The 23,016-nt window shown below is 60.7% G+C and carries 25 protein-coding genes; 9 read left to right on the forward strand and 16 right to left on the reverse strand.

Translation table 11 applies throughout. The features are described 5' to 3' along the window. Nucleotides 1–46 precede the first annotated feature (46 nt). Together cmoA and cmoB are read left to right on the forward strand one after the other, a co-directional pair. Nucleotides 47–823: a carboxy-S-adenosyl-L-methionine synthase CmoA gene (cmoA, locus tag Q8M42_RS13265; protein WP_304864493.1), complete on the forward strand. Its 777-nt coding sequence runs from the start codon at nt 47–49 to the stop codon at nt 821–823. After that, on the forward strand, nt 820–1,788 hold the full coding sequence (gene cmoB, locus Q8M42_RS13270) for a tRNA 5-methoxyuridine(34)/uridine 5-oxyacetic acid(34) synthase CmoB (protein WP_304864393.1): 969 nt from the start codon (nt 820–822) through the stop codon (nt 1,786–1,788). Before cmoA ends, cmoB begins: the two co-directional genes overlap by 4 nt. A gap of 91 nt (nt 1,789–1,879) precedes the next feature. Here the strand turns inward: cmoB and pdxJ are convergent, their stop codons facing one another. The 12 genes from pdxJ to rpoE all read right to left on the reverse strand — a co-directional run bounded on the left by pdxJ (nt 1,880) and on the right by rpoE (nt 12,365). After that, nucleotides 1,880–2,626, reverse strand: coding sequence for a pyridoxine 5'-phosphate synthase (gene pdxJ / locus Q8M42_RS13275; protein ID WP_304864396.1), 747 nt, complete (start codon nt 2,624–2,626; stop codon nt 1,880–1,882). After that, nucleotides 2,619–3,317: a DNA repair protein RecO gene (gene recO / locus Q8M42_RS13280; protein WP_304864398.1), complete on the reverse strand. Its 699-nt coding sequence runs from the start codon at nt 3,315–3,317 to the stop codon at nt 2,619–2,621. Before recO ends, pdxJ begins: the two co-directional genes overlap by 8 nt. 60 nt (nt 3,318–3,377) lie before the next feature. Further along, entirely contained in the window at nt 3,378–4,280 is a 903-nt protein-coding gene (gene era / locus Q8M42_RS13285) for a GTPase Era (protein WP_304864401.1), read from the reverse strand. Continuing rightward, nucleotides 4,273–4,962 (reverse strand): ribonuclease III, encoded by a 690-nt coding sequence (gene rnc / locus Q8M42_RS13290; RefSeq protein WP_304864404.1) that lies wholly within the window; start codon nt 4,960–4,962, stop codon nt 4,273–4,275. The genes era and rnc overlap by 8 nt, the downstream gene beginning before the upstream one ends. Next, on the reverse strand, nt 4,959–5,336 hold the full coding sequence (locus Q8M42_RS13295) for a DUF4845 domain-containing protein (protein ID WP_304864406.1): 378 nt from the start codon (nt 5,334–5,336) through the stop codon (nt 4,959–4,961). Before Q8M42_RS13295 ends, rnc begins: the two co-directional genes overlap by 4 nt. 104 nt (nt 5,337–5,440) lie before the next feature. Beyond that, nucleotides 5,441–6,295 (reverse strand): signal peptidase I, encoded by an 855-nt coding sequence (gene lepB, locus Q8M42_RS13300; protein ID WP_304864408.1) that lies wholly within the window; start codon nt 6,293–6,295, stop codon nt 5,441–5,443. Between the two features lie 6 nt (nt 6,296–6,301). Continuing rightward, a complete protein-coding gene (gene lepA / locus Q8M42_RS13305) occupies nt 6,302–8,101 on the reverse strand; it encodes a translation elongation factor 4 (protein WP_304864410.1) in 1,800 nt (599 codons plus the stop codon). Nucleotides 8,102–8,263: 162 nt separating this feature from the next. Further along, nucleotides 8,264–9,646, reverse strand: a complete 1,383-nt coding sequence (locus tag Q8M42_RS13310) for a DegQ family serine endoprotease (protein WP_370692688.1) — start codon at nt 9,644–9,646, stop codon at nt 8,264–8,266. 82 nt (nt 9,647–9,728) lie between these two features. Further along, nucleotides 9,729–10,184, reverse strand: coding sequence for a SoxR reducing system RseC family protein (locus Q8M42_RS13315; RefSeq protein WP_304864415.1), 456 nt, complete (start codon nt 10,182–10,184; stop codon nt 9,729–9,731). Further along, complete coding sequence (locus Q8M42_RS13320) at nt 10,181–11,128, reverse strand: MucB/RseB C-terminal domain-containing protein (RefSeq protein ID WP_304864417.1); 948 nt, start codon at nt 11,126–11,128, stop codon at nt 10,181–10,183. The genes Q8M42_RS13315 and Q8M42_RS13320 overlap by 4 nt, the downstream gene beginning before the upstream one ends. A 21-nt stretch (nt 11,129–11,149) precedes the next feature. Then, on the reverse strand, nt 11,150–11,752 hold the full coding sequence (locus Q8M42_RS13325) for a sigma-E factor negative regulatory protein (RefSeq protein WP_304864418.1): 603 nt from the start codon (nt 11,750–11,752) through the stop codon (nt 11,150–11,152). 31 nt (nt 11,753–11,783) lie between these two features. Then, entirely contained in the window at nt 11,784–12,365 is a 582-nt protein-coding gene (gene rpoE, locus Q8M42_RS13330) for an RNA polymerase sigma factor RpoE (protein ID WP_090252003.1), read from the reverse strand. A gap of 368 nt (nt 12,366–12,733) precedes the next feature. On the opposite strand from rpoE, the gene nadB reads away from it, so the two are divergent. Next, on the forward strand, nt 12,734–14,350 hold the full coding sequence (gene nadB, locus Q8M42_RS13335) for an L-aspartate oxidase (RefSeq protein WP_304864422.1): 1,617 nt from the start codon (nt 12,734–12,736) through the stop codon (nt 14,348–14,350). Here the strand turns inward: nadB and Q8M42_RS13340 are convergent. Together Q8M42_RS13340 and Q8M42_RS13345 are read right to left on the reverse strand one after the other, a co-directional pair. Beyond that, on the reverse strand, nt 14,319–14,771 hold the full coding sequence (locus Q8M42_RS13340; RefSeq protein ID WP_304864425.1) for a protein YgfX: 453 nt from the start codon (nt 14,769–14,771) through the stop codon (nt 14,319–14,321). The genes nadB and Q8M42_RS13340 overlap by 32 nt on opposite strands. After that, nucleotides 14,755–15,009, reverse strand: a complete 255-nt coding sequence (locus Q8M42_RS13345; protein ID WP_275963009.1) for a succinate dehydrogenase assembly factor 2 — start codon at nt 15,007–15,009, stop codon at nt 14,755–14,757. The genes Q8M42_RS13340 and Q8M42_RS13345 overlap by 17 nt, the downstream gene beginning before the upstream one ends. A 174-nt stretch (nt 15,010–15,183) precedes the next feature. Here Q8M42_RS13345 and Q8M42_RS13350 point away from each other — a divergent pair, with 174 nt between their 5' ends. The 3 genes from Q8M42_RS13350 to Q8M42_RS13360 all read left to right on the forward strand — a co-directional run bounded on the left by Q8M42_RS13350 (nt 15,184) and on the right by Q8M42_RS13360 (nt 17,842). After that, nucleotides 15,184–16,125, forward strand: coding sequence for a folate-binding protein YgfZ (locus tag Q8M42_RS13350; protein WP_304864427.1), 942 nt, complete (start codon nt 15,184–15,186; stop codon nt 16,123–16,125). Nucleotides 16,126–16,175: 50 nt separating this feature from the next. After that, nucleotides 16,176–17,012 (forward strand): HDOD domain-containing protein, encoded by an 837-nt coding sequence (locus tag Q8M42_RS13355; RefSeq protein ID WP_275963007.1) that lies wholly within the window; start codon nt 16,176–16,178, stop codon nt 17,010–17,012. A gap of 68 nt (nt 17,013–17,080) precedes the next feature. Further along, entirely contained in the window at nt 17,081–17,842 is a 762-nt protein-coding gene (locus Q8M42_RS13360) for an ABC transporter substrate-binding protein (RefSeq protein ID WP_304864429.1), read from the forward strand. 1 nt (nt 17,843) lies between these two features. Here the strand turns inward: Q8M42_RS13360 and Q8M42_RS13365 are convergent, their stop codons facing one another. Next, entirely contained in the window at nt 17,844–19,283 is a 1,440-nt protein-coding gene (locus Q8M42_RS13365) for a sensor histidine kinase (protein WP_304864431.1), read from the reverse strand. Then, nucleotides 19,276–19,947: a response regulator gene (locus Q8M42_RS13370; RefSeq protein WP_304864433.1), complete on the reverse strand. Its 672-nt coding sequence runs from the start codon at nt 19,945–19,947 to the stop codon at nt 19,276–19,278. The genes Q8M42_RS13365 and Q8M42_RS13370 overlap by 8 nt, the downstream gene beginning before the upstream one ends. A 206-nt stretch (nt 19,948–20,153) precedes the next feature. On the opposite strand from Q8M42_RS13370, the gene Q8M42_RS13375 reads away from it, so the two are divergent. The 3 genes from Q8M42_RS13375 to Q8M42_RS13385 all read left to right on the forward strand — a co-directional run bounded on the left by Q8M42_RS13375 (nt 20,154) and on the right by Q8M42_RS13385 (nt 23,015). Then, complete coding sequence (locus tag Q8M42_RS13375) at nt 20,154–21,425, forward strand: OprD family porin (protein WP_304864436.1); 1,272 nt, start codon at nt 20,154–20,156, stop codon at nt 21,423–21,425. 26 nt (nt 21,426–21,451) lie between these two features. Beyond that, complete coding sequence (locus Q8M42_RS13380; RefSeq protein WP_304864438.1) at nt 21,452–22,429, forward strand: tripartite tricarboxylate transporter substrate binding protein; 978 nt, start codon at nt 21,452–21,454, stop codon at nt 22,427–22,429. A 142-nt stretch (nt 22,430–22,571) separates the two neighbouring features. Next, on the forward strand, nt 22,572–23,015 hold the full coding sequence (locus Q8M42_RS13385; protein ID WP_304864440.1) for a tripartite tricarboxylate transporter TctB family protein: 444 nt from the start codon (nt 22,572–22,574) through the stop codon (nt 23,013–23,015). Nucleotide 23,016 lies beyond the last annotated feature (1 nt).

Consider the following 23,016-nt stretch of genomic DNA (forward strand, 5'->3'; position numbering starts at 1 on the left):
CCAATAGCTGCAATCAGCGTTTGGCTATGGCTTCTACTTGGCTAAAATGCCCGGCTTTATCGACCAGTGCGTAGCCATCGTGAGCAAACAGCCCGACCGTCTTTTCGCCCAACCCCTGGCCCAGGTGCCGGACTTCGTGTTCAACGAAGATGTGGTGCGGGTCTTCCCCGACATGATCAAACGCTCGGTGCCGGGCTACCCGACCATTGTCGAGAATATCGGCGTGCTCGCTGGCCAGTTCGCCCAACCGCACAGCGTGCTGTATGACCTAGGCAGCTCGCTGGGCGCAGTGACCCAGGCGCTGCGCCGGCATGTGCAGATCGAGGATTGCCGGGTGATTGCCGTGGACAACTCCAGCGCCATGGTCGAGCGCTGCCGCGAGTATCTGCACGCCCAGGACTTAATGTTTCAGGAACTGCTGCCGGTTGAGGTAATCGAGGCCGACATTCTCAGCCTCGATTTCCAGCCAACCTCGCTGGTGGCGCTGAACTTCACCCTGCAATTCATCCAGCCCGAACAACGCCTGGAATTGCTCACGCGGGTTCGCCAGGCCTTGCTGCCCGGTGGCGCGTTGATCCTCTCGGAAAAACTGCAGTTCGAGGATGCCGAGCAGCACGCCCTGCTGGGCGATCTGCATATCGCTTTCAAACGTGCCAACGGCTACAGCGAACTGGAAATCGCCCAGAAACGCAGCGCCATTGAAAAAGTCATGCTGCCCGACAGCCTGGAACAACACCGCGAGCGCCTGCTGGCCGCTGGTTTCAGCCAGGTGGTGCCGTGGTTCCAGTGCCTTAATTTTGCTTCCTTGATTGCCCTGCCATGATCAGCCGCCTCGACCTCGACGCCCTGCAAGCCGCGCTTGCCGGCACCCCACTGCAAGACTGGGCAGCCGACCTGCCCGGGCAGATCGACACCAAACTGGCGGTCGGCCATGGCGACCTGCCGCGCTGGTATGGCGCGGTACAGGCGCTGCCGGAACTGCACGTCGAACAGCTGGAGCTGCTGCACAGCTTCACCTTCAACGGCCCCTGTGATGAACCGACCCGCACCGCACTGAAAACCGCCTTGCAGGGCCTGATTCCCTGGCGCAAGGGACCGTTTCATCTGTTTGACGTGCACGTCGACACCGAATGGCGCTCGGATTGGAAGTGGCAGCGCGTTGCCCCCTACCTTGATCTAAAGGGCAAGCGCGTGTTGGATGTCGGCTGCGGTAACGGCTACTACATGTGGCGCATGCTCGGTGCCGGCGCGGACAGCGTGGTCGGCATCGACCCCAATTGGCTGTTCCTCTGCCAGTTTCTGGCGATGAAGAACTACCTGCCCGACCTGCCCGCCTGGCACCTGCCGCTGGCCTTCGAGGAATTACCCGGCAAGCTGCAGGGCTTCGACACGGTGTTTTCCATGGGCGTGCTGTATCACCGCCGCTCGCCCATCGATCATCTGATCGACCTCAAGGATTGCCTGGTTAAGGACGGCGAACTGGTGCTGGAGACCCTGGTGGTCGAAGGCGATGCCCAGCAAGTACTGGTCCCCGAAGACCGCTACGCGCAGATGCGCAACGTCTGGTTTTTGCCCTCGGTGCCGGCGCTGGAGCTGTGGCTACGCCGCGCCGGTTTTGTCGATGTGCGCTGCGTGGATGTCAGCACCACCAGCGTGGATGAACAGCGCTCGACCGACTGGATGCGCTTTCAGTCGCTGCCCGAGTTCCTCGACCCAGCCGATCACAGCCGCACCGTCGAAGGCCTGCCGGCGCCGAGTCGGGCGGTGCTGATCGCACGTAAGCCGTAGGTTGGGTTGAGGAGCAAAGCGAAGAAGCCCAACAGGGCATCAGCGCCATCTGAACCGTAGCTTGTTGGGCTTCGCTGCGCTCAACACCAACCTACCCGCGCCCTGCCGCCGCAACGATCAACTCTTTCATCTCCAGCACGGCCTGTTTGAAGCCGACAAATAGCGCGTGCGCCACCAGCGCGTGGCCGATATTTAGCTCGTTTATCCCAGCAATCGCCGCCACCGGCTCAACATTGTGGTAATGCAGGCCGTGGCCGGCATTGACGATCAGTCCATGGGCCAACCCGCAGGCCACACCATCGCGAATCCGCGCCAGCTCGCGCGCAGCCTCCTCAGGCGTGTGGGCATCGGCATAACGACCGGTATGCAACTCGATGGCCGGTGCACCAACGCGCTTGGACGCCTCGATCTGCTGCGGGTCCGGGTCGATAAACAGCGACACTTCGCAGCCGATCTTACTCAGCCGCTCGACCGCTGCGCGAATCCGCGCCTCCTGCCCGGCCACATCCAGACCGCCTTCGGTGGTCAGCTCCTGGCGGGTTTCCGGCACCAGGCAGACGTGCTCGGGGCGAATGCTTTCGGCGAAGGCGAGCATCTCCTCGGTGACGCCCATCTCGAAGTTCATCCGCGTCTGCATGACTTCCTTGAGCAGGCGCACATCGCGCTCCTGGATATGCCGGCGGTCTTCACGCAGGTGCACGGTGATGCCATCGGCGCCCGCCTCTTCCGCATCCAGCGCGGCCTTGACCGGGTCAGGATAACGGGTGCCACGGGCCTGGCGCAGGGTGGCCACATGGTCGATGTTTACACCCAGCAGAATACGATTGGCATCAGTCACGGCTTGGCTCCTTGAGCGTCATAAACAGTTCACGGCTGACCAGCGGCCTGCCGCCTAAATGGGGGGCTAGAGCTTGGCGCATCAGGCGCTTAGCGGCGGCCAGAGCGCCCGGCGCAGTCCAATCGGCCTCAGCCATCGCCAGCAGTTCAGCACCTTGGAATACACCTGGCTGCAGATGCCCAACCGGCACCAGCCCGCTTTCGGTGTGCAGTCGATACAGACCCGCTTCGGCGATGGGTTGACCTTGACTGTCCAGATCCAGGGCGAAACCATAGCCCAGCTGATCCAGCAGACGCCACTCAAAAGAGCGCAGTAGCGGCTCAAGGGCGCGACCTTGGGCCAGCGCCAGCACAGTCATGGCGTAGTGCTCGAAAACGGCGGGGTGCGGGTCATCGGCGGGCAACAGGCGGATCAACAGTTCGTTGAGGTACAGGCCGCTGAACAGCGCCTCACCCACCAGCAGATTGGGAATGCCTGCAGGGTCAAGGCGGCCGACATTCTTCAGCTCGCCACGCCCGCGAAACTCGGCTTCCAGCGGAATAAACGGCCGGGCCAGGCTGCCGGCCTTGCCACGCGCACCACGCAGCACAGCGCGCAAACGGCCTTGCGGAGTAAGAAAGTCCACCAGCGCGCTGCTTTCACGGTAAGCGCGGCTGTGCAGAACATAAGCAGGCTGACTGTCTGCAAGCATGGCCGATGGCGACTCGAAGTGGCGGGACGCAAAAACGAGCGCAGGAGCGCCCGTGCGGTGCTAGATGTTGTCGTAACCGAGGGAACGCAACGCGCGCTCATCGTCCGACCAGCCACTTTTGACCTTAACCCAGAGGTTGAGCATGATCTTGGAGTCGAACATCACTTCCATGTCCTTGCGCGCTTCCTGGCCAATGCGTTTGATCCGCTCACCCTTGTCACCAATGATGATTTTCTTCTGGCCGTCGCGTTCTACCAGGATCAGCGCGTGGATATGCAGGATGCGCCCGTCGCGCTTGAATTCCTCAATTTCCACGGTGATCTGGTACGGCAGCTCAGCGCCGAGCTGGCGCATGATCTTCTCGCGCACCAGTTCGGCGGCGAAGAAGCGGCTGGAGCGGTCGGTGACCTGGTCTTCCGGGAAAAAGTGCACACCTTCCGGTAAACGCTCGCCCACCAGTTTTTCCAGGGTGTCGAGGTTATGCCCATGCTGGGCGGAGACCGGCACGATCTCGGCATTCGGCAACTGGGTGGCCAGCCACTCCAGATGCGGCATCAGCTCGGCTTTGTCTTCGATGCGGTCAGTCTTGTTGATTGCCAGGATTACCGGGCCTTCGACGTATTGAATACGCTCGAGCACCATCTGGTCTTCGTCGGTCCAGCGGGTGCGGTCGACCACGAAGATCACCACGTCGACATCCTTCAGCGCCGACGAGGCGTTCTTGTTCATATAGCGGTTCAGCGCTTTTTCGTTGTTCTTGTGCAAACCGGGGGTGTCGACATAGATCGCCTGCACCTCACCCTCGGTCTTGATCCCGAGCATGTTGTGCCGCGTGGTCTGCGGCTTGCGCGAGGTGATCGCGAGCTTCTGCCCGAGGATGTGGTTAAGCAGCGTCGACTTGCCCACGTTGGGCCGGCCGACGATGGCGACATAGCCACAGCGTGTAACAGGTGTATCAGTCATTGCCATTCTCCACACCCAGGGCAATCAGCGCGGCAGCGGCCGCAACTTGCTCGGCGATACGCCGGCTGGCGCCCTGCCCCAGGGTTTTATCATTGAGTAGGGTGATCTGACATTCGACGACGAATGCCCGACAGTGCGGCTCGCCCTGAATATCCACCACTTCGTAACGCGGCAACTCACAGCCGCGCGACTGCAAAAACTCCTGCAGACGGGTTTTCGGGTCCTTGTTGGTGTCGACCAGGGTCAGGCTGTCCAACTCAGTAGTCAGCCAGGCCAGCACCCGCTCACGCGCCGCATCCATCCCGGTGTCCAGGTAGATGGCGCCGATCAGCGCTTCCAGTGCGTCAGCCAGAATCGACTCACGGCGAAAACCACCGCTTTTCAGCTCGCCGGAACCGAGGCGCAGGTACTCGCCCAGATCAAAGCCGCGAGCCAGAATGGCCAGGGTTTCGCCCTTGACCAGGCGCGCGCGCAAACGTGACAGCTGCCCTTCGCGGGCCAGCGGAAAGCGCTGAAACAGCGCCTCGCCGGCAACAAAGTTGAGGATCGCATCACCGAGAAACTCCAGGCGCTCATTATTGCGCCCGGCAAAACTGCGGTGGGTCAGGGCCAGGATCATCAGTTCCTGGTCCTTGAAGGTATAACCGAGCTGCCGCTCGAGACGGGCTAACGACGCACTCACGGCATACGCACGCGGAATTCTTTATCGAATCGCACCACCAGATCGATGTTCTCGATCAATGGCTCACGCTTTTCATACTTCAGGTGCACGCGAAATTCGTTGTTTTCGATTTTGACCTTGATCGCGTCCTGCATATTCAGATCACGGATGCTATTGACCTGCATGCCCTTGCTGATATGGCTATAGAAGTCATTAATGCTACGAACCCCGGCTGCTTTATCGGTCTCGACCGACGTAATCATTTTCTCCAACGACATATAGTCGAAGTAATGCGGCAATACCTTGAATGCCGCACTGGCCAGAAAGGCAACAACAGCCAGCACCATCAACCAACTAAGAATCGACATTCCCTTTTGCGAATGCGCAGATTTCATATTTGTCCCCAAATTCGAGTTATGTGAAAGCCATTACGGCTGGAGGCAAGACTATATATAGCCTGCGACGCTGCATTTAACAGCGTCGCAAATTCGGCAGCAGGTCAGTGAATCAGACCTACACGGGAGAAATTCGGTAGGTTGCTCGACTTCGGGTCCGGCCAACTCATCCAGATGGCAAAGGCTTTGCCGACGATATTCTGATCGGGCACCATGCCCAGCAGCGGCTTGGGGATGGCCGGATCATTCCAATAACGACTGTCATTGGAGTTGTCGCGGTTGTCGCCCATCATAAAGTAATGCCCTTGCGGCACCACCCACTCGCGACCTGGCTCAACCCGGTAACGCTGCATTTCCTTACGGATCTGGTGCTCGGCTTCACCAAGCTTCTCGTTATACAGCGTCGCACTGCCCAGGCTGCCCGGCTCATCGCCAATCAACTGCTGCGCTACAGACTCACCATTGATGGTCAGACGCTTGTCACTGCTGTAGGCAATCCGGTCGCCGGCCAAACCCACCACGCGTTTGATGTAGTTGATGTTCGGATCGCTTGGGTAGCGGAACACCATTACATCACCACGTTGCGGGTCGCCTACTTCAATCACCTTGGTGTCCAGCACCGGCAGGCGGATGCCATAGGCGAACTTGTTGACCAGGATAAAATCCCCCACTTCCAGGGTCGGCTTCATCGAGCCGGATGGAATCTGGAAGGGTTCGACCAGAAACGAGCGCAGCACCAGCACAATCGCCAGCACCGGAAAGAACGATTTGCCGTACTCCACCAGCAAAGGCTCTTTGTTCAAACGCGCCATCACCGCCTCATCAGGATCGCTGACCTGGCCGTGGTAGGTGCTGATCGCGGCTCGCCGGCGCGGGGCCAGAAAGATCAGGTCGAACAATGCCAGCACACCACAAACGGCGACGGCGATAACCAGTAACAGCGGGAAATTGATCGACATAGGACCTTAACTATCCAACCTGAGCACAGCGAGGAAGGCTTCCTGTGGAATTTCCACGTTGCCGACCTGCTTCATGCGTTTCTTACCGGCCTTCTGCTTTTCCAGCAGCTTGCGTTTACGGCTGACGTCACCGCCGTAACATTTGGCCAATACGTTCTTGCGCAGCGCCTTGACCGTAGTCCGCGCAACGATCTGCCCACCAATTGCAGCCTGGATCGCCACGTCAAACATCTGCCGAGGAATCAGCTCTTTCATCTTCTCGGTCAACGCGCGGCCTTTGTAATGGGCGTTGTCCTTGTGCACGATCAGGGCCAGGGCATCGACCTTGTCACCGTTGATCAGTACATCCAACTTGACCAGGTTGGCCGACTGGTAGCGATCGAAATGGTAATCCAACGAGGCGTAACCGCGACTGGTGGATTTCAGGCGGTCGAAGAAGTCGAGCACCACTTCATTCATCGGCAGGTCGTAGCGAACCTGAACCTGGGAGCCGAGGAACTGCATATCGCGCTGCACGCCACGCTTCTCGATACACAGAGTGATGACGTTACCCAGGTGCTCTTGCGGTACCAGGATGGTGGCCTGCACGATCGGCTCGCGGAAATCCTCGACCGAGGAAACATCCGGCAGCTTGGAGGGGTTATCGACGTAGATGGTCTCGCCGGTTTTGAGTACGACTTCGAAGATTACGCTCGGCGCCGTGGTGATCAGATCCAGGTCGTATTCGCGCTCTAGGCGCTCCTGGATGATCTCCATATGCAGCATGCCGAGGAAGCCACAACGGAAACCGAAGCCCAGGGCGTCGGAGCTTTCCGGCGAATATTGCAGCGACGAGTCGTTCAGCGTGAGCTTCTGCAGCGCATCACGGAAGTCTTCGAAATCGTCGGAGCTGACCGGGAACAGGCCGGCATAGACCTGCGGCTGGATACGCTTAAAGCCGGGCAGCACTTCGACGTTGGGCGTGGCGGCCAGGGTCAGGGTGTCACCCACTGGCGCGCCGTGAATGTCCTTGATGCTGGCAATGATAAAGCCCACTTCGCCGGCCTTGAGGTCGACGGTGGCAGTATGCTTGGGGTTGAATACGCCGACGCTGTCGACCAGGTGAATCTTGCCGGTGGATTTGACCAGCACCTTGTCACCCTTCTTGATCCGGCCATGGCGCACGCGCACCAGGGAGACCACGCCCAGGTAGTTGTCGAACCAAGAGTCGATGATCAGCGCCTGCAGCGGCGCCTCAATATCACCGGTCGGCGCCGGAATCGTGTGCACCAAACGCTCAAGCACTTCATCGACGCCCAGGCCGGTCTTGGCACTGCAGGTCACTGCGTCAGTGGCATCGATGCCAATGATTTTCTCGATTTCTTCTTTGACCCGGTCCGGATCGGCCTGGGGCAGGTCGATCTTGTTCAGTACCGGCATGACCTCAAGGCCCTGCTCGATGGCGGTGTAGCAGTTGGCCACCGATTGCGCTTCCACGCCCTGACCGGCATCGACCACCAGCAGCGCGCCTTCACAGGCCGCCAGGGAGCGGCTGACTTCATAGGTGAAGTCGACGTGACCTGGGGTATCGATGAAGTTCAGCTGATAAGTGATGCCGTCTTTAGCCTTGTAATACAGGGTGACGCTGTGCGCCTTGATGGTGATCCCGCGTTCGCGCTCCAGATCCATGGAGTCCAGCACCTGGGCTTCCATTTCACGGTCGGCCAAGCCGCCACACATCTGGATAAACCGGTCGGCCAGGGTCGACTTGCCGTGGTCAATGTGGGCGATGATGGAGAAATTGCGGATATGACTCAAATCACTCACGGATCAACACTCAAAAAGGTCGCAGGCGACTGCCCGCCGAAAATAGCCGCGAAGTGTACCCGAAAGCCACCTTGCACGTCATCAAGCCCGCATGGCGGCGCTGTGTATAAGGACGGCATGCAAAAGGGCGACCGAAGTCGCCCTTTTAGTCTGCCTGTGCCGTCAGTCGGCCAGCTTGAAGGTGATAAAGCTGGCGCGCCCCTGACGCAGCACGCGCATCGACACCGAACGATTTTTCGGCAGTGCCTGTGCCACCTCGGTAAAGGTCTTGGCCGAATTGATCGCCTGATTGTTCAGGTGCGTGATCACATCGCCCGGACGCAGACCAATCAGCGCCGCCGGGCCATCCTGCACCTCAGAGATCACCACGCCGCCTTTCAGATCGAGGCTCTTCTTCTGCTCGGCAGTCAGCTCAACCACCTTGACCCCAAGACGGTTGCTGCTGCGCTCAACGCCAGGCGCAGCAGTACCGGCCAGAGCCTCGCCGTCTTCAGGCAGCGCACCGATGCTCAATTTCAGCTTCTTACGCGCACCATCGCGCACCACATCCAACTCGGCACTGCTGCCTGGCTTGAGCGCACCGACCAAATGCGGCAAGTCAGCGGACATAATGATCGGCTTACCGTCCAGACTGAGAATTACATCGCCGACCTGCAAGCCGCCTTTGGCAGCCGGACCGTCCTCCAGCACCTGCGCCACCAGCGCACCGGCCGGTTTATCCAGGCCAAAGGACTCAGCCAGATCCTTGTTCACTTCCTGAATCACCACACCCAACCAGCCGCGACTGACCTTGCCTTCCGCCTTGAGTTGATCAGCCACATCCATGGCCACACTCATCGGAATGGCAAACGACAGCCCCATAAAGCCGCCGGAACGGGTGAAAATCTGCGAATTAATACCGACCACTTCACCGGCCAGGTTAAACAGCGGACCGCCGGAGTTACCCGGATTGATCGCCACGTCAGTCTGAATAAACGGCACATAGCTCTCGTTTGGCAGGCTGCGACCTTTGGCGCTGACGATCCCGGCGGTCACCGAATGATCGAAGCCGAAGGGTGAGCCAATCGCCAAGACCCACTCACCAACTTTCAGCTCCTCAGACTTGCCCAGTTTGACGGTTGGCAAGCCAGCACCCTCAACCTTGAGCAGCGCAACATCGCTGCGCGGGTCAGTACCGACCAGCTTGGCTTCCAGCTCACTGCGGTCCGACAGACGCACGATGATTTCGTCGGCATCGGCAATCACATGATTATTGGTCAGCACATAACCATCAGCGGAAATGATAAAGCCCGAGCCCAGTGACTGGGCTTCACGCTGGCGACCACCACCTGGATTGCGTGGCACCTGCGGAATATTGCGCTCGAAGAACTCGCGAAACATCGGTGGCATGCCTTCCAGGTCGGGCATATTGAGCTGACCGCTGCCTGCCACCGCGCGATCCGGCATCTTCTGCCGCGTACTGATATTGACGACCGCCGGTGACGCCTGCTCAACCAGCTCGGTGAAATCCGGCAGGCTCGCTTGAGCAAGCAGCGCTTGCCCCATCAGCAACACGGCACATAACGCAGTAAATGAAGATTTCAGACCAAGCTTCGACATACAACTCCCCATCAGGCCAGCAAAAGTCTTAAAACGCTGCTGCGGCACCGCCAAGCAATGCACGCAACACCACCGGTTGCAACGCCGGATCACCGGCGGTGACACGACTGCGCCAGCGCACCGCGCAGCAGGCAAACAAAAAACCGCACAGCGCACTGAGTATTACCCAGGGTTCGCTCAAGCCCGCCTGTTCAGCCAGCACAGCCGCAGCAAACAAACCGAGTAACGGCAGCAGATAAACCAGCACAGAACCACGCACCAGCAGATCCTCGCGTACGCCGATGATGACCGCATCGCCCACATTTAGCTGCAGATCCGACAGTGCACGCACGTAACCACGACGACCGCGCGCCCCGAGCTGATCAAGCAAGCCCTGGCCGCAGCCGGCTTTGACGGAACAGCTGGAACAGGTGCTTTTACGCAGAGTTTCGACCCAGACGGCACCGGGCTCAACGGCCACGACCCGCCCTTGCTCCTCGATCACTGCGCCACCTCACCTGCCGAACGCATCGACAAGGCCACTCGCTCGGCAGTACCCAAAGGTATTTCACCGACTACTGTGACCATCACGTCGCCATCAGCGGTCTTCAAGCGGCGCGAAACGGCCACAGTCGGGCCCAGCTGAGTACGCACATCCTCAACAACTGCACCGCGCAGCGGCTCCATAAATACGGAAAAACGCGCCAAGCCATCGCCATACACCTGACAGGCGACTGGCTCATCCGATGCAGGACTGCGGCGCTGGGTGACCGAACTCAGACTAAAGCCCGGCGGCAGCCAATCCGAACGCCAGGCCTCAACCGCATCCACCTGGGCGGCAGACAAACGCACCGGGCGACAACCTGCGCCAGGCTCAAGGTTAGAGGCTGCAGGGGCTTCGGTTTGTAGCTGGGTAAACTGAAAACGCTCAAGCAACTGCCCCTTGTCATTGACCAACAAGGACTTGAGCGGCAAGCCGGTTTGCTGATCGAGGTGCAGCTCGATGCCATAACGATGCTGATCACGCGGCACCAGGGCCAATACACGGGTAGCTCGCCCCGCTACACGGGACTTGCCGAGCACACGCAGCTCATACCACTCACTCAGCTGCTCGGCATTTAGCACCCGGGCGGGCCACAACTGGCTATCAATCAGTTGGTCAGCCAATGCACCACTGGCACATTGCACCTGACCATCGACACGCAACACTTCCTGCGCGGAACCATCCAGTTGCAGCAGGCGCTCACGTAGAGCACCGCCCTCACCAACTTGATGCCAGATGCTGTGCGTCGAAAAACTGCCATTACGCTCGTAAACAAAGGTGCCCTGAAAACTCTGCGTGCGCTCGGCATCCGCCAAACGCTGCAACAAGGCACGACCTTCATCGGCAACCGCCGGCAACACCAGCCAACTGCCCAGCAACAGAACGCTTAAAGGAATAAAGCGCATGCGATTCCTTAACAACGGCCGTTAACGGTTTTCCAGACTGGCTGCACGCGCGTAAGGCAGCGCACCTTCACTCGTACTCATGGCTGCCTGCTGCGCATGCTGGCGCAGATAAGCTGGCAAACGCTGCTCATGCCAGCCTGGCTGACCCTGACCCACGGCGCTGGCCGCAGGAGCAGACTGCCCCTCGGAAGTATTGAAGCCTGCCAGCATGGCCGGCCCGCTGACCTGGGGAATATTCAGCAGCGGCTGATTGGCCTGCTGCGCCAACTGCGCGCCAGTGATGTCGTCCTGGTTGTACAGACGTACGCCCGCCAACACCGCCACGGTAACCGAAGCGGCAACAGCCAGACGCCCTACGGTACGCCATGGGCCGCGCGGCGCTTGCTGCGCAACAGGGGCTACCGGTGCAACATCGTCAGCCAGGGCGGCGGACACAGCTGCAGCAATATCCAGACGCGGCTCAAGCAGCTCTTTGTGCATGACCGCCCGAGCAATCTGGTAACGCGACCAGGTTGCGCGCAGCTCAGGGTCATCACTGGCCGCCAGCACTCGCCTTAGTTCAAGTTCATCCGCTTGGTTATCCATCACCGCGGACAGCGATTCCTGCAGGGTTTCACGACTCATGGCGGTTCCTCTCTTGGCTGACGCCGCTGTCTCAGGTTTCCTGCAGCAATGGCTGCAGGGATCGATCAATGGCCTCACGCGCCCGGAAAATTCGCGAACGCACGGTGCCGACTGGACACTGCATGACGCTGGCAATGTCCTCGTAGCTCAGACCATCAAATTCACGCAAGGTTAGCGCTGTGCGTAAATCTTCCGGCAACTGCTCGATGCTGCGGTGCACGGTGGCCTCGATCTCGTCGCGCAACAGTGCGCGCTCCGGCGATTCGATGTCCTTGAGGGCATGGTCACCGTCATAGAACTCGGCATCTTCAGCACTTACATCACTGTCTGGCGGGCGCCGACCACGCGACACCAGGTGGTTCTTCGCCGTGTTGATGGCGATGCGGTACAGCCAAGTGTAGAACGCACTGTCACCACGAAAATTACCCAACGCCCGATACGCCTTGACGAAGGCTTCCTGCGCCACATCCTGTGCCTCATGGGTGTCATGCACAAAACGCACGATCAACCCGAGAATCTTGTGCTGATACTTGAGCACCAATAGATCAAATGCACGCTTGTCGCCGCGCTGTACGCGCTCGACCAGTTGCTGATCATCTTCCTGGGTTAGCATGAAAACTCCTCATAAGGTTTGAAGGAGCGCAACACCAACCCTTTACTCGGTCTGCCAAAGTAGACTTGGGCATTGCGCAAAAGTTCTCCCCTTCAAACAAGCTTCCTGCAGAACACTTAAAAGTCCTGCACGGAACAGCGCAGCAAAGGAACTCCATTGCTGCGCTTGTAGTCTGGATCACCTGCCGGCTAGGCAAAAACCGCAGGCCCACTGGAGGCCGCCTGACACAGGCGAATTTCCATTTATACAACCGCCTATGGAACCCGAAACACTTAAAAAGTTCCCGAGTAACGCACTTGGTCATAAGCTGGCTATTGTGCCGTCCACCCCCTCTATATACTAGGGGCCGCTTTTCGCGGAATTCGGACATGAGCCAACATTACCAACACGACGTTCTGGTTATCGGTAGCGGCGCAGCCGGCCTTACCCTGGCCCTCACGCTGCCTGAACACCTGCGTATTGCCGTACTGAGCAAGGGCAACCTGTCCAACGGTTCGACCTACTGGGCGCAGGGCGGCGTGGCGGCGGTGCTGGACGATACCGACACCATCGAGTCGCATGTCGAGGACACCCTCAATGCCGGTGGTGGCCTGTGCCGCGAGGACGCCGTGCGTTTTACCGTCGAGCACAGCCGCGAAGCCATCCAATGGCTGATTGATCAGGGCGTACCTTTTACCCGCGACGATCAAACCGCTCGCGAAGACGGCGGCTTCGAATTCCACCTAACCCGTGAAGGCGGCCACAGCCACCGGCGTATCATTCACGCGGCCGATGCCACCGGCGCGGCGATCTTCAACACCCTACTGGAGCAGACCCGACAGCGCAGCAATATCGAACTGCTCGAGCAACGCGTCGCCGTTGACCTGATCACCGAACGCAAACTCGGCCTGGAAGGCCAGCGCTGCCTGGGTGCTTACGTGCTCAACCGCGCCAGCGGCGAGGTCGACACCTTTAGCGCACGCTTTGTGATTCTCGCCACCGGCGGCGCGGCCAAGGTCTATCTCTACACCAGCAACCCGGATGGCGCCTGCGGCGACGGCATCGCCATGGCCTGGCGCGCCGGCTGTCGGGTCGGCAACCTGGAGTTCAACCAGTTCCACCCGACCTGCTTGTACCACCCGAAAGCCAAGAGCTTTCTAGTCACCGAGGCGCTGCGCGGCGAAGGCGCACTGCTCAAGCTGCCGAACGGCGAACGTTTTATGCCGCGCTTCGATGAGCGCGCCGAACTGGCGCCACGGGACATCGTCGCCCGCGCCATCGACCATGAGATGAAGCGCCTGGGGATCGACTGCGTGTTCCTCGATATCAGCCATAAACCGGCTGACTTTGTGAAATCACACTTCCCTACCGTGTATGAACGCTGCCTGGACTTCGGTATCGACATCACCAAAGAGCCGATCCCGGTAGTACCGGCGGCGCATTACACCTGCGGCGGCGTGTTGGTCGACCAGAGCGGCTGCACCGATGTGCCGGGCCTGTATGCCATCGGTGAAACCAGCTTTACCGGCCTGCATGGGGCCAACCGCATGGCCAGCAACTCGTTGCTGGAGTGCTTCGTCTATGCCCGCTCTGCGGCCGAGAACATCCTCGCGCAGCTGGAGCAGATCAGCATGCCCAGCGCGCTACCCAGCTGGGACGCCAGCCAGGTGACCGACTCGGATGAGGACGTGATCATTGCGCACAACTGGGACGAACTGCGGCGTTTTATGTGGGACTACGTCGGCATCGTGCGCACCAACAAGCGCCTGCAGCGGGCCGAACACCGCGTACGCCTGCTGCTCGACGAAATTCACGAGTTTTACAGTAACTACAAGGTCAGCCGTGACCTGATCGAGCTGCGCAACCTGGCCCAAGTTGCCGAGCTGATGATCCGTTCGGCCATGCTGCGCCACGAAAGCCGCGGCCTGCATTACACCCTGGACTACCCGCAGCAGCTGGCCGAGGCCAAGGACACTATTCTGCTGCCGCCCACCTATGGCGACTGAATTTCAGCCGCACCCGTAAGCGCCGATGCTGATCCCGCGCCAGGCTGTCGCGGGCGATGCAGACCGAGCGCACACGGCGCTGCCCGGCCAGACGAAAACGCAGCAGCACTATCAACGGCAAAGCCAGGCTATCGGGATGCAGCTCGATGGCCTGCCAGCCCTGCGCCGCGCAGTGCACCTGCCAACCATCGGCCGTGCAGCGCAGTGCCCGGTAGGCCGAAGGCGAACTCAACAGCACATGACGTGGCAATACCCAAGCGGCATGGGCGAGGCAGAAGCCCATTCCAAGCAACCGCGCCCAAATGGGAATATCCACCAGCGCCAGGCTAAGCAGCGCCAATCCCTGAATCAGGGCATAGCAGGCCAGCAGCTGCCGTGAGGGCTGCCACCGGCACTCGAAGCCGTCACTGGGGCTGGACACGGTCCAAAATCATCCGAACCATGCGCTTGAGATCGGCATCTTCCGGCTCGCCGCGCTGCATAAACCAGCCGAACATGTCCTGATCTTCACATTCGAGCAGCTTGCGATAACGCTCGCGGTCTGCCTCGTCGAGATGCGGATACACCTCCCTGACAAACGGCACCAGCAGCACATCCAGCTCCAGCATGCCGCGGCGGCTGTGCCAAAAAAGACGATTGAGTTCAACCGAGTCAACCATGGGTATGCTCCTTGGATAAGGCGCGCAGTATACCGATGAAACGCGCCCCTGTTGACCGCGCGCATCACCCAGCCAGGCAATGCCCGCAAGGGAAGCAGCGGCAAGCGCTGACAAGGCGCGAGGCGCGCTCTATGATGAGCCCCCTAACTTTTATCCAGCGATACCTAATCCACCATGGCCGATACCGCGTTCTATTGCACCCTCAGCCACGAAGGCACCCTCGCCGTGCGCGGCCCGGACGCCAACAAGTTCCTCCAGGGCCAAGTCACCTGCAACCTCAACTACCTCAGCGACAGCCACTCCAGCCTAGGTGCGCGCTGCACCCCCAAGGGCCGCATGCAGTCGAGCTTTCGCATCCTCAGTGTGAGTGACGGCTACCTGCTGGCAATGGCCAGCGATTTGCTGGAAGCGCAACTGACTGACCTGAAAAAATACGCCGTCTTCAGCAAATCCAAACTCACCGACGAAAGCCAGGACTGGCTGCGCATCGGCCTGAGCGGCGGCGATGAAGCCCTGCGCAGCCTCGGCCTGGAGCTTGCAGAAACCGCCGACAGCGTCGCGCGCAGTGATGAACTGCTGGCCCTGCGCCTGAGCGATGGCCGCGCCGAACTCTGGATACCCGCCAGCCAAGCCGCAGCCGTACAGGCACAAGTGGCCAGCCAACTGCCGCAAGCGCCGCTGAATGACTGGCTACTGGCGCAAGTGCGCGCTGGGATTGGCCAGGTCATGGGCAGCACCCGTGAGCTGTTTATTCCGCAGATGATCAACCTGCAGGCCGTGGGCGGCGTGAGCTTCAAGAAAGGCTGCTACACCGGCCAGGAAATCGTCGCGCGCATGCAGTACCTGGGCAAACTCAAGCGTCGCCTGTATCGCCTCGAACTGCATGACAGCCAGGCGCCAGAGCCCGCCACTGCGCTGTTTTCCCCAACGCACACCTCCAGCGTTGGCGAAGTGGTGCTGGCGGCGCGCAGCGCAGCCGGCGTCGAACTGCTCGCTGTGTTGCAGGACGAAGCCGCGCACAATGGCGTTATTCACCTGGGTTCTGCCGAGGGCAGCATGCTGAGCGTGCTCGATTTGCCGTATACACTGGACGCAGACCGCGAAATACAGCGCTAAGCACTTACTACACTGATTACTACTGCCTGACCGCCTAAAGAGAATTGCCCATGAGCAAGCTTGCTGAGAAAGTCCAAAAGGAACTGATCCAGGCCATCGACAGCGATGAACTGGTACTGCCGACCCTGCCGGAGGTCGCGCTGAAAGTCCGCGAGGCAGCAGAAGACCCGGACATCGGCATCCCGCAACTGAGCAAGGTAATCGGCAACGACGCAGCCCTGACCGCGCGCATCATCAAGGTGGTCAACAGCCCACTGCTGCGCACCAACAAGGAAATCACCGACCTGCAGATGGCCGTCGGTCGCCTCGGCATCAACTACACCTGCAACCTGGCCACGGGCCTGGCCATGGAGCAGATGTTCCAGGCCACCAGCGATGTGGTTGACCGCAAAATGCGCGAAGTATGGAACAAAAGCACGGAAATCGCCGGCATCTGCCACGTTCTGTGCAAACATTACACGCGCCTGCTGCCCGACCAAGCCACCCTCGCCGGCCTGGTCCATCAGATTGGCGTACTGCCGATCCTCACCTACGCCGAAGAGCACAGCGAACTGCTGGCCGACTCGATCAGCCTCAACCACGTGATCGAGCAGATTCACCCGATCATCGGCGACAAGATCCTGCGTACCTGGGAATTCCCCGAGCTGATCGCCATGGTGCCCGGCCAGTACCTGGACTTCACTCGCGACAGCGCCAAGGTCGATTATGTCGATATCGTCCAGGTCGCCACCTTGCAGAGCTACATTGGCAGCGAACACCCCTACACCAAACTGGACTGGAGCCAGATCCCAGCGTTCGCCAAGCTCGGTCTTGACCCCAACCAGAACCTGAATGAAGACGAAGACCTCTCCGCCGCCATGGAAGCGGCCATGAGCATGCTTCAGTAAAGCCCCACACGCGCATGCAGCCGAATGCAACTAGACTGAATGCAGTCCCCGCAATCGGCATACGGCTCATGCGCACGCTGCTGTTATCCGTTCTGTTCAGCCTGTTTTGCGGTGCTTTGGCCGCTGCGCAAGAGGTGCGCCTGACCAACGGCGAATGGCCGCCTTACCTGGGTGAGCAGCTGCCGCACAAGGGCGTGGCCTCGCGCATCGTCGCCGAAGCCTTTGCCCTGCAGGGGGTTGATGTGGCCTGGGAGTTCCACCCCTGGGCACGCTCACTGCAACTGGCCGAGCGCGGTAAACGCGACGGCAGCGCAGTCTGGCTGCGCAGCAGCGAGCGAGAGGAAAAGTTCTTTATCAGCGACCCGGTGGTAGAAAGCGGTTACTACCTGTTCCACCGCAAGGACTACAGCTTTGACTGGCAGCAGGTCAGTGACCTGCAAGGCCGGCGCCTGGTTGGCACCCGCGGCTATGACTACGGCGAAGCCTTTCAGCAGGCCGAAGCCAGCGGGCAACTGCGAGTCAACCGGGTCACCAGCGATGAAACCGCCTTTCGCCAGTTGATCGCCGGCCGCGTCGACCTGTTCCCGATGGACAAGGTGGTCGGCTTCGACATGCTGCATCAGCACTTCAGCGCCGCCGAACGTGCACAACTGAGTTTTCATCCCACGCCCCTACGCAGTGACAGCCTGCACCTGCTGCTCTCGCGGGAAGTGCCCGGCAATGCCGAGCTGATCGCCCGCTTCAACCAGGGCCTGGCGCAACTGCGCGAAAGCGGCAAGGTTGCTCAGTACCTGCTGGAAATCCAGCAACCGCTGAGCCTGACGCCCTGACCTAGGTTTCTGTGTTGGCAAACTCGACGCGGACCAGCAAGCCGTGCGGCTGCGCCTGATGCAGGCTGATCTCAGCCTGATGTGCCCGGCAGATCTCCCCGACAATCGCCAAACCCAAGCCCGCCCCCGAGCCCTTGTTGCTGCGTCGATAGAAGCGCGCAAATACCCGTTCATGCTCTTCCGGCGGAATCCCCGGGCCATCGTCTTCCACCTCCAGCACCCCGGTGGGCAAGACCCGCAGAATCACATTGCCGCCGACTGCGGTGTGCGCCATGGCGTTATCCAGCAGGTTGCACAGCAGCTCGTTGAGCAAGGTCGGCTCACCGTTGACCCACACCGGTTGCTCAGCCTCCAATGCCAGGGAAATACCCCGCGCATGGGCCAGTGGCGCCAGCGCCATGCCCAACTCGCGCGCCAGCTGGCTGAGGTCCAGACGCTGCGCGCCGCCCTCGGCAATTGCCCGCGCACCGCTTTCGATACGCGCCAGCGAAAGCAATTGATTGGCCAGATGGGTGAGTTTGTCGGTGTTCTGCGCGGCTTCCTCCAGCGTGCTGCGCCACACCGCAGGCTCCTGCGCGCGCAAGCCCAGCTCGACCCGCGCCTTGAGCGCTGCCAAGGGTGTGCGCAGCTCATGGGAGGCATCGGCGATAAATTGCGACTGGCGCTCGAACAGGTTGCGCAGGCGGTCATTGAATTGGTTCAGCGCATCGATCAGCGGACGCAGCTCGCGCGGCATACCAACATCCGACAACGGCTGCAGATCATCGCTGGTGCGCGTCGCCACACTTCGCCGCAAGGCCTCCAGCGGGCGCAGCGCAGCGCTCACCGCCAGCCACACCAGCAGCAAGGCGCTCAGCGACAGCACGCCCATGCGCAGCAAGGTGCCGAGCAACAACTCGCGGGCCATGCGCTCGCGTGCGCCCTGGGTTTCCGCCACGCGGATTTCCGCTACACCATTGACTCCTGGCTCGCTGACCGGCTGCAGCAGGCTGACCACCCGCACGCCCTGGTTGCGGTATGCGGCATCGTAGAAACGCGCCAGCGCCGGGTAATCCTCGGTACGTTTGGTACTGGGCGGTGGTGGCGGCAGGTCTTCGTAACCGGACACCAGTACGCCCTGTACATCCAGCACCTGGTAATAGATGCGCCCGGCACTGTCATAGGCGAAGGTGTCCAGCGCCACATAGGGCACGTTGGCATTCAAGCGCTCGGCGGTGGTGTACAGACCATCGGCAATCGCCCGCGCCGAGGCCAACAAAGTGCGGTCATAGGCGGTATCTGCTGCATGACGGGCACTCCAATAGGCGCTCAGGCTGCTGACCAACAGAATCAGCGCCAGCAGCAGCGCCAGACGGCGGATTAACCGCCCGCGCAGGCTGCCCGGCTGGTTCTCCACGGGTTTGCCGCGCTCAGTCACCGACAGCCTCCAACCCTCAGCCATCGGCTGCCTCCAACAAATAGCCCAAGCCACGGAAAGTGACGATGCGCACCCCGCCGCCTTCGAGCTTCTTGCGCAGGCGATGCACGTAGATTTCGATGGCGTCGCTGCTGGCCTCTTCATCCAGGCCGAACACCTGGGCGGCCAACTGCTCCTTGCTCATCACCCGTCCCGGCCGGGCGATCATCGCCTCCAGCACCGCCTGCTCGCGCGAGGTCAGGGTCAGCAGGCTATCGGCCAGGGTAAAGCGCCGGGTATCCAGGTCATACAGCAGGTTGCCGCAGCGTTGCTGGCGTTCGCCACCGAGCACGGTGCGGCGCAGCAGTGCCTTGACCCGCGCCTCCAGCTCGCTCAGCTCAAAGGGTTTGGCCAGGTAATCATCGGCGCCCAGATTAAGGCCATGCACACGATCCTTGACCTCACCACGGGCGGTCAGCATCAGCACCGGCAAGGTATTGCCACGCTCACGCAAACGCGCCAGCACCTGAAATCCGTCCAAACGCGGCAGGCCGATATCGAGAATCGCCAAGGCGTAATCCTCGCTGCTCAGAGCCAGATCGGCGGCCACACCGTCATGCAGCATGTCCACGGTCAGCCCGGTGCCACGCAGGGCCTGAGCCACGCTTTCAGCCAGGGGCAGATGGTCCTCGACCAGCAGGATTCGCACGGTAATAGCACTCCACGAACTTGTTGTTATGTACCCAGTGTAACGGTGCAAAGGCCGCTGCGAACGCCCCTGCAATTTTCTTTCAAGCTGAAAGCCTGGTGAAAGCTTGACCCCATAGCATCGGTCTCAGGTGGCTCGACCCACCGACCTGAACGACTGACGCAGTGGTGCGCAGCCGTGACAAAAACAACAATGGAGACCACAGGATGCCGACTGCATCAAATCGGGCACTTTCGCCTGTTCACCTGCTCAGCCTGGCCATCAGCACGGCCCTGCTTGCCCCCGCAGCCAACGCCGACTTTGTCGCCGACAGCAAGGCAAGCCTCACCACCACCAATATCTACCTCAATCGCGACTTCCGTGAAGGTACAAGCAGCCAGCAGAACAAGCGCGACGAATGGGGTCAGGGCTTTCTCCTAGACATCCAGTCCGGCTACACCGAAGGCACTGTCGGCTTTGGTTTGGACGCCATGGGTATGCTCGGCGTCAAACTAAACTCCGGCGGCGGCAGTACTGGCACCGACCTGCTGCCTGTGCAGGACGATGGTGGCACCCCAGACCAATTCGGCCGCCTGGGCCTTACAGCCAAGGTCAAGGTCTCCAATACCGAGCTGCGCTATGGCTCGCACATTCCTGAACTACCCGTGGTCAAGGCCAGCGACAGCCGCCTGCTGCCGCAGGTATTTGAAGGCGGTTTGCTGACTTCGTCCGAATTGGATGGACTGACCTTTACCGGCGGGCGTTTGGACAAAGTGATCGACCGTGCCTCGACCAACTCCGAAGAGCTGATCCTCAACAGCAAAAATCGCCGCTTCGCTGGCGGCATCACCGCTGACCATCTGGATCTGATGGGCCTCGACTACCAGTTCGCCAAGGGTCTCACCGGGCGTTACTACTTTGCCGACCTCGACGATATTTACCGTCAGCACTTCTTCGGTCTGCTCGCCAGCCAGCCGTTGGGCAGCGGCACACTGAGCGCCGATGTACGCCTGATGCTGAGCAAGGACAGCGGCGCATCCAATGCCGGCAAGATCGACAACCGCGCCTTCAACGCCATGCTCAGCTACGCCATCAATGGCCACAAACTGGGCCTGGGCTTCCAGGACATGAGCGGCGACACCGGTTACGCCTATATCGATGGCAGCGACCCGTTCCTGGTCAACTTCGTGCAGATCAACGACTTCGCCAACGCCGACGAGCGCTCCTGGCAGGCCCGTTACGACTACGACTTCGGCAAGCTCGGCGTACCCGGCCTGAGCTTTATGACTCGCTACATCAAAGGCAGCGACGCGCAGATTGCCGGCACGAACGACACCGGCGGTGAGTGGGAACGCGACATCGAGGTCAAGTACGTGGTGCAGAGCGGGCCACTGAAAGATGTCTACGTGCGCCTGCGCAACGCCAGCTTCAAATCCGACTTCGCCCGCGATGCGGACGAGAACCGCGTCATCGTCGGTTACACGCTGCCGATCTGGTAAACAATAAGAACTCAGAGGAACACACCATGAAAACTGCCTTTACCCGCATCGCCCTGGCCACCGCCTGTATGGCCTTTGCCGGCCAACTGCTGGCCGCCGAACCCAAGCGCCCGGAATGCATCGCCCCGGCCAAGCCCGGCGGCGGTTTCGACCTGACCTGCAAACTGGCGCAGAGCGGCCTGAAAGACAGCGGCCTGCTCAAGGCTCCGATGCGCGTCACCTATATGCCCGGCGGTGTCGGCGCGGTGGCCTACAACGCCGTGATTGCCCAACGCGCTGCTGATCCAGGCACCATCACCGCATTCTCCAGCGGCTCCTTGCTCAACCTGGCGCAAGGCAAGTTCGGCCGTTACGACGAAACCGGCGTGCGCTGGCTGGCTGCCGTGGGCACCGACTACGGCGCGATCACCGTGCGGGCCGACTCGCCCTACCAGAACCTGGATGACCTGGTGCAGGCGCTGAAAAAAGACCCTGGCAGTATCGTCTTCGGCGCTGGCGCCACCATCGGTGGCCAGGACTGGATGCAGACTGCGCTGATCGCTCGCCTGGCCGGTATCGACCCGAAAAACCTGCGCTATGTGGCCTTTGAAGGCGGCGGCGAAACCCTCACTGCCATGCTCGGCGGTCACGTACAGGTCACCTCAAGCGGTCTCGGTGAAGTCACCCCGCAGCTGGCTGCGAAAAAAGTGCGCATCCTCGCCGTGCTCGCCGATGAGCGTCTGCCAGGCAAGCTGGCTGACATCCCCACTGCCAAGGAGCAGGGCTACGACATCAGCTGGCCGGTGATCCGTGGCTTCTATATGGGCCCAGAGGTCAGTGACGAGCAGTACAACTGGTGGAAACAGCAGTTCGACACCCTGCTCGCCGATGAAGACTTCGCCACCCTGCGTGAACAGCGCGACCTGCTGCCGTTGTCGGTGACTGGCGACGAGCTGAAAGCCTTGGTCTTCAAGCAAGTTGAAGAATACAAGGCGCTGGCTGGCGAGTTCGGCCTGATGCAGTAACGCGTAAGCCACCCTCTCCCCACTGGGGAGAGGGCCGGGGTGAGGGGTGGCGGTTCCAGACCGCACCATCCAAGCCCCTCACCCTAACCCTCTCCCCCAAGGGGAGAGGGGATTAGACGCCCAAGCTCTGAGGTAATTCGCCATGTACGTTCGCCTGTTCGCCGCGATCTGGCTGCTGTTTTGCGCCGTTCTCGCCGTCATCGCCTGGGGCTTCCAGGCACCCTTCGCCTATGACCCGGTCGGCCCGCGCGCCTATCCCTTGCTGCTGCTGGCCCTGATGTCGGCCGGCAGCCTGTGGCTACTGTGCAAACCCGGCCTGCTGGAGCAGCGGCTCAATACCCGCGCCGCCATACGCGCCACGCTGTGCGTGTTGACGCTGCTGGCCTATGCGCTGTCGTTTGAAGTACTCGGCTTCGTGATCAGCACTGCGCTGGCCGCCTTTGCCCTTGGCCTGCTGTTTACCGGCCGCCTGATTCCTTGCGCCATCAGCGCCGTGCTGATGGGTGTGCTGCTGTATGGCCTGTTCGATTACCTGCTGGATGTGCCGCTGCCCCTCGGCCTATTCGAAGCCTTTGTGGAGAGCTGAA

It is taken from the genome of Pseudomonas sp. (assembly GCF_030684895.1).
GTDB lineage: Bacteria > Pseudomonadota > Gammaproteobacteria > Pseudomonadales > Pseudomonadaceae > Aquipseudomonas.

Excerpts from the sequence above, each read along its gene's own strand:
- Q8M42_RS13365 (WP_304864431.1), bottom strand. The coding sequence starts at position 19,283 with ATGGCTGAGGGTTGGAGGCTGTCGGTGACTGAGCGCGGCAAACCCGTG.
- cmoA (WP_304864493.1), top strand. The coding sequence starts at position 47 with ATGCCCGGCTTTATCGACCAGTGCGTAGCCATCGTGAGCAAACAGCCC.
- era (WP_304864401.1), bottom strand. The coding sequence starts at position 4,280 with ATGACTGATACACCTGTTACACGCTGTGGCTATGTCGCCATCGTCGGC.
- cmoB (WP_304864393.1), top strand. The coding sequence starts at position 820 with ATGATCAGCCGCCTCGACCTCGACGCCCTGCAAGCCGCGCTTGCCGGC.
- rpoE (WP_090252003.1), bottom strand. The coding sequence starts at position 12,365 with ATGCTAACCCAGGAAGATGATCAGCAACTGGTCGAGCGCGTACAGCGC.
- Q8M42_RS13375 (WP_304864436.1), top strand. The coding sequence starts at position 20,154 with ATGCCGACTGCATCAAATCGGGCACTTTCGCCTGTTCACCTGCTCAGC.
- Q8M42_RS13380 (WP_304864438.1), top strand. The coding sequence starts at position 21,452 with ATGAAAACTGCCTTTACCCGCATCGCCCTGGCCACCGCCTGTATGGCC.
- Q8M42_RS13355 (WP_275963007.1), top strand. The coding sequence starts at position 16,176 with ATGAGCAAGCTTGCTGAGAAAGTCCAAAAGGAACTGATCCAGGCCATC.
- nadB (WP_304864422.1), top strand. The coding sequence starts at position 12,734 with ATGAGCCAACATTACCAACACGACGTTCTGGTTATCGGTAGCGGCGCA.
- Q8M42_RS13350 (WP_304864427.1), top strand. The coding sequence starts at position 15,184 with ATGGCCGATACCGCGTTCTATTGCACCCTCAGCCACGAAGGCACCCTC.
- Q8M42_RS13320 (WP_304864417.1), bottom strand. The coding sequence starts at position 11,128 with ATGCGCTTTATTCCTTTAAGCGTTCTGTTGCTGGGCAGTTGGCTGGTG.
- lepB (WP_304864408.1), bottom strand. The coding sequence starts at position 6,295 with ATGTCGATCAATTTCCCGCTGTTACTGGTTATCGCCGTCGCCGTTTGT.
- Q8M42_RS13385 (WP_304864440.1), top strand. The coding sequence starts at position 22,572 with ATGTACGTTCGCCTGTTCGCCGCGATCTGGCTGCTGTTTTGCGCCGTT.
- Q8M42_RS13360 (WP_304864429.1), top strand. The coding sequence starts at position 17,081 with ATGCGCACGCTGCTGTTATCCGTTCTGTTCAGCCTGTTTTGCGGTGCT.
- Q8M42_RS13345 (WP_275963009.1), bottom strand. The coding sequence starts at position 15,009 with ATGGTTGACTCGGTTGAACTCAATCGTCTTTTTTGGCACAGCCGCCGC.
- recO (WP_304864398.1), bottom strand. The coding sequence starts at position 3,317 with ATGCTTGCAGACAGTCAGCCTGCTTATGTTCTGCACAGCCGCGCTTAC.
- Q8M42_RS13325 (WP_304864418.1), bottom strand. The coding sequence starts at position 11,752 with ATGAGTCGTGAAACCCTGCAGGAATCGCTGTCCGCGGTGATGGATAAC.
- Q8M42_RS13295 (WP_304864406.1), bottom strand. The coding sequence starts at position 5,336 with ATGAAATCTGCGCATTCGCAAAAGGGAATGTCGATTCTTAGTTGGTTG.
- Q8M42_RS13310 (WP_370692688.1), bottom strand. The coding sequence starts at position 9,646 with ATGGGGCAAGCGCTGCTTGCTCAAGCGAGCCTGCCGGATTTCACCGAG.